Source organism: Micrococcus sp. APC 4021 (assembly GCF_030407635.1).
GTDB classification, from domain to species: domain Bacteria; phylum Actinomycetota; class Actinomycetes; order Actinomycetales; family Micrococcaceae; genus Micrococcus; species Micrococcus luteus.
Map to the genome: position 1 here is coordinate 1 of NZ_JASDCZ010000213.1, position 1,408 is coordinate 1,408.

The following is a 1,408-nucleotide window of genomic DNA, read 5'->3' on the forward strand; positions in this document are numbered from 1 at the left end:
CCTCGCGCGGCCCCGGCTGGCGCCTCCACGGCGACGGCCGCACCATCACCCCGGGCACCGTCGTCGCCCCGGACGAGCGGCTGAGCTGGCCCCGGACCGTGGGCATCGGCGTGCAGCACGTGATGGCCATGTTCGGCGCCACCGTGCTCGTGCCCGCCCTGACCGGCATGCCCGCGACGACGGCGCTGCTCTTCTCCGGCCTGGGCACCCTGCTCTTCCTGGTCATCACGGGCAACCGCCTGCCCTCGTACCTGGGCAGCTCGTTCGCGTTCATCGCACCCCTGACGGCCGCCGCCGCGATCGGCGGCACGGGGGCCGCGCTCGGCGGCATCCTGGTGACGGGCCTGCTGCTCACGGTGATCGGCGCGATCGTGCACCGCGCCGGCACCGGGTGGATCCACGCGCTCATGCCGCCGGCGGTGATGGGCACGATCGTGGCCCTGATCGGCCTCAACCTCGCCGGCGCCACGACGACGGCCATGCAGGAGGTGCCGGTCACCACGTTCGGCACGGCCCTGGCGGTGGTGCTCACGGCCGTGACGTTCCGGGGGCTCCTGGGCCGCCTGTCCATCCTCGTGGGCATCGTGGTGGGCTACGTGCTGGCCCTCGCGCAGGGCCAGGTGGACTTCGCCGCCGTCGGGGAGGCCGCCTGGATCGGGCTGCCGCCCTTCCACGGCCCGGAGCTGCGCTGGGACCTGCTGCCCCTGTTCCTGCCCGTCGTGCTCGTGCTGGTCGCGGAGAACATCGGCCATGTCAGGACCGTCGGGCTGATGACCAAGCGCGACCTGGACCCGCTCACCGGCCGTGCCCTGATCGCGGACGGCCTGTCCACCATGCTCTCCGGCGCGGGCGGCGGCGTCGGCACCACCACGTATGCGGAGAACATCGGCGTGATGGCCAGCTCGCGCGTCTACTCGACGGCGGCGTACTGGGTGGCCGGCCTGACCGCGATCGCCCTCGCGTTCCTGCCGAAGTTCGGGGCCGCCGTCGCCACCATCCCGGCCGGGGTGGCCGGCGGCGCGGGCATCATCCTCTACGGGATGATCGGCATGATGGGCGTGCGCATCTGGGTGCAGAACCGCGTGGACTTCTCCAACACCGTGAACCTCATGACGGCGGGTGCGGGCCTGATCATCGCGATCGCCGACCCCCAGCTCGTGGTCAGCGGGCTCGTGTTCGGCGGCATCACGCTCGGCACGGTCGCCGCCCTGGTGGTGTACCACCTCATGACGGCGATCGCCCGCGCCCGCGGCACCGAGCCGGTGCCCGAGGACGAGGAGCAGTTCGAGGCCTCGGAGGCCGGCCAGCTCGGCTGACCCCGATCCCGCGCCACGCGCACTTTCGGTCGTGAGATAGGGCCAATCTCACGACCGAAAGCGCTGAGAACCCCCCTTTCACGTTCGAAAAC

General features: G+C 72.2%; 1 protein-coding gene. It reads left to right on the forward strand.

Features of this window, described 5'->3' with window-relative positions:
* A partial coding sequence (locus QL983_RS11230; protein ID WP_290153045.1) for a solute carrier family 23 protein occupies positions 1-1,316 on the forward strand: 1,316 nt, incomplete at its 5' end.
* Between the last annotated feature and the right edge of the window lie 92 nt (positions 1,317-1,408).